Below are 3,488 nucleotides of genomic sequence, written 5' to 3' on the forward strand. Positions count from 1 at the left end.
GCGAGGGCTGGACAGACTTTTGGTGATTTGCCCGTCGGGTTGATTTGTCGCACCTGACGCACCCACATCGTCATTGCGAGCGGAGCGAAGCAATCCATAGCCCCGCAAGTGGAGACGTGGATTGCTTCGCTTCGCTCGCAATGACGGGGACTGTCATTCCGGGGCGCGCGGAGCGCGAGCCCGGAATCCATTCCTCCGCCTGCGCCTGCGGCCCGATCGATTCCGGGTTCGTCCTTCGGACGTCCCGGAATGACGGCGGAGGTTTTGGCGCGAGTGTGGCTCACTCGGCCAGCGCTTTCATCTCCTTGTAGAGATCGCTCTTGCCTTCGAAGCCGATGCCCGGAAGATCGGGCATGGTGATGTGGCCATTCTCGACGCTGATACCGTCGGGGAAGCCGCCATAGGGCTGGAACAGATCGGGATAGCTCTCATTGCCGCCGAGGCCGAGGCCGGCGGCGATGTTCAGCGACATCTGGTGGCCGCCATGCGGGATGCAGCGGCTTGGCGACCAGCCGTGGGTCTTCAGCACTTGCAGCGTGCGCTGATATTCGCAGAGGCCGTAGGACAGCGCGCAATCGAACTGCAGCCAGTCGCGGTCCGGCCGCATGCCGCCATAACGAACGAGATTGCGCGCATCCTGATGGCTGAACAGGTTCTCGCCGGTCGCCATCGGCGCCGGATAGAATTCTGCGAGCGCGGCCTGCAGCGCGAAGTCGAGGGGATCGCCGGCTTCCTCGTACCAGAACAGCGGATAGTCCCGCAGCATTTTTGCATAGGCGATCGCGGTCTCCAGATCGAAGCGGCCGTTGGCGTCGACCGCGAGCTGCGCGTCCTTGCCGATCTCCTTCAGCACCGCCTCGATCCGCTCGCTGTCTTCGGTTACAGACGCGCCGCCGATCTTCATTTTCACGACATTGTAGCCGCGATCGAGATAGCCGCGCATCTCCGCGCGCAGCGCGGAGAGATCCTTGCCGGGATAGTAATAGCCGCCGGCGGCATAGACGAACACGCGCGGATTGGCCTTGACGCCATGCCGCTCGGCGAGCAGGCGGAACAGCGGCTTGTTCGCGATCTTCGCAACCGCATCCCACACCGCCATGTCGATAGTGCCGACCGCGACAGAGCGCTCGCCGTGGCCGCCCGGCTTCTCGTTCGACATCATGGTCGACCAGACCTTGTCCGGGTCGAGATTGTCGCCGCTCGCATCAAGCAGCGCTTTCGGATCGGCCTCGAGCAGCCGCGGCGCAAAGCGCTCGCGGATCAGACCGCCCTGCCCGTAGCGACCGTTGGAATTGAAGCCGTAGCCGACCACGCGCTTGCCGTCGCGCACGACGTCGGTAACGACGGCAACCAGGCTCGTCGTCATCTTGCTGAAATCGATATAGGCGTTGCGGATCGGCGAGGCGATCGGTTTTGTCACCTCGCGGACGTCGATGATACGGACGGACATGTGTGTTTGGCTTTCTAAATTGCGGTGGTCGCCACGACGTCATTGCGAGCGAAGCGAAGCAATCCATTTCACCGCTTGTGGAGGCATGGATTGCTTCGTCGCTTCGCTCCTCGCAATGACGGCTGAGAGCTATTAGCGCTACTTCTTGTCGCGGAAATACGGCTCGACCGGGCCGTGGACCTTGATGGTCAGCGGATTGCCGTAGCGATCCTTCGCATTGCCGGCGGTGATGCGCACCCAGCCTTCGCTGACGCAATACTCCTCGACATTGGTCTTTTCGGCGCCCTTGAAGCGGATGCCGACATCGCGGGCCAGGACATCCGCATTGTAGTACGGGCTGTTCGGATCGACCGACAGGCGGTCCGGCAGTTCGTCATGGGTGGGTTCGTTGTTCTCGCTCATAGCAGGGCCTCGATTGCTGTCTTCAGTCCTTCGGGCCGCGCGGTGGGCGCATGGCGCGCCACCACCCTGCCCGACCGGTCGACCAGAAATTTGGTGAAATTCCATTTGATCGACGGGCCGAGCAGGCCCGATTTCTCGCTCTTCAGGTGTTCGTACAACGGGTGCGCGTTCGCGCCATTCACCTCGATCTTGGCGAACATCGGGAACGTCACCGCGTAATTGGTTTCGCAGAACTCGCCGATCTGCTTTTCATCACCCGGTTCCTGCCCGCCGAACTGGTTGCAGGGAAAGCCGAGCACGGAAAAACCGCGCGGCGAGAGCCCCTGATAGAGTTCCTGCAGGCCCTTGTATTGCGGCGTGAAGCCGCACGCGCTGGCGGTGTTGACGATGAGCAGCACCTGCCCCTCGAACCGCTTCAAGGGCACTTCATCTCCGGCCAGCGAACGGGCCGCAAAATCATAGACAGTGGGCATGGTTTTCCCTCAAAGCACGAAGCGGTCTCCGCTTCACCTCGCCCCGCTTGCGGGGAGAGGTCGGATCGCATCGCAGATGCGATCCGGGTGAGGGGGAGCCTCTACGAGTCCGTCTGTCACCGTATCCGCGGAGAGAGCCCCTCACCCCAACCCTCTCCCCGTAAGAACGGGGAGAGGGAGCTTTGCGCGCTGCAATCATCATGGTTCGATCAGCCTGCGGGATCGACGACCGCGGACGGCGTGCCGCCGGCTTCGACCGCCTCGCCCGCGGCAAGGCAGAGATCTTCGCGGTAGCGGCCCGAGACCAGTTGCACGCCGACGGGAATCCGGCCGACCAGGCCTGTGCTCACAACCAGCCCAGGCAGGCCCATGAAAGGAATGGCGATCTGCGGCAACTGCGCGTGCCAGACCCGCGCAAAGGAGGCATCGTCCTTGCAATCGAGTTGATCCGGGAACGGCAATTCGCCGGAGACCGGCATCAGCAACACCGCGTATTGTTCGAAGAACGCCAGCCATTCGCGCGTCAACGTCGCCCGGCGCGTCAGCGCTTTCGAAAGATCGAAAGGATGCACTTTGGCGCGGCTGCCGCGCAGGCAGGCGAGCGCGCCGGGATCGCCCTCGCGCTCGGCGGCTTCCAGTTGCGCCTCATAGCCGTCGCCGAGCCAGAGCTTGGTCTGGAGGTCGGCGGCTTCGCGCAGCGGCGGCGTTGTCGTGATCTCCTCGACGGTCCAGCCGGCGCGCTCCAGCCGCTTGCCGGCATCCGCCACCGCCGCCTTCACCTCGGCGACCGGGCTGAGGCCGTCGGGATCGAGGCACATCGCGACGCGCTTCGGCACCGAAGGTCCTTCCAATGGCACCGGCATCCACCAGGGGTCGCGCACGTCGCGGGCCGCCATCGCCGCGAGCGCGATGCGCAGGTCGTTGACGGTGCGCGCCAGCGGCCCCGAGACGGCGCTGATCTGCGGGCCGATCGGCCGCTCCGGCAGCGCCGCGTTGAAGGCGGGGATGCGGCCCATAGTCGGCCGCAGGCCATGCACGCCGCAGGCATAAGCCGGGTAGCGGATCGAGCCCGCGATATCGGTGCCATGCGCGATATGCCCGATGCCGGCCGCGACCGCGGACCCCGCGCCGCCGGAGGAGCCGCCCGGCGTGATGCCGCCATC

The 3,488-nt window shown here is 64.6% G+C and carries 4 protein-coding genes; all 4 read right to left on the reverse strand.

Going from position 1 to position 3,488, the window contains the following annotated elements:
• Positions 1–280 precede the first annotated feature (280 nt).
• Positions 281–1,450, reverse strand: coding sequence for a mandelate racemase/muconate lactonizing enzyme family protein (locus tag CWO89_RS42015; RefSeq protein ID WP_130584098.1), 1,170 nt, complete (start codon positions 1,448–1,450; stop codon positions 281–283).
• 138 nt (positions 1,451–1,588) lie between these two features.
• Positions 1,589–1,852: a DUF3297 family protein gene (locus tag CWO89_RS42020; protein WP_130584099.1), complete on the reverse strand. Its 264-nt coding sequence runs from the start codon at positions 1,850–1,852 to the stop codon at positions 1,589–1,591.
• Complete coding sequence (locus CWO89_RS42025) at positions 1,849–2,325, reverse strand: glutathione peroxidase (protein WP_130584100.1); 477 nt, start codon at positions 2,323–2,325, stop codon at positions 1,849–1,851. The genes CWO89_RS42020 and CWO89_RS42025 overlap by 4 nt, the downstream gene beginning before the upstream one ends.
• 209 nt (positions 2,326–2,534) lie before the next feature.
• Positions 2,535–3,488, reverse strand: a 954-nt coding sequence (locus CWO89_RS42030; RefSeq protein WP_130584101.1) for an amidase, incomplete at its 5' end; no start/stop codon positions are given.

Origin of the sequence: Bradyrhizobium sp. Leo170 (assembly GCF_004296405.1) — a bacterium.
Taxonomy (GTDB): domain Bacteria; phylum Pseudomonadota; class Alphaproteobacteria; order Rhizobiales; family Xanthobacteraceae; genus Bradyrhizobium.

Excerpts from the sequence above, each read along its gene's own strand:
- CWO89_RS42015 (WP_130584098.1), bottom strand. The coding sequence starts at position 1,450 with ATGTCCGTCCGTATCATCGACGTCCGCGAGGTGACAAAACCGATCGCC.
- CWO89_RS42020 (WP_130584099.1), bottom strand. The coding sequence starts at position 1,852 with ATGAGCGAGAACAACGAACCCACCCATGACGAACTGCCGGACCGCCTG.
- CWO89_RS42025 (WP_130584100.1), bottom strand. The coding sequence starts at position 2,325 with ATGCCCACTGTCTATGATTTTGCGGCCCGTTCGCTGGCCGGAGATGAA.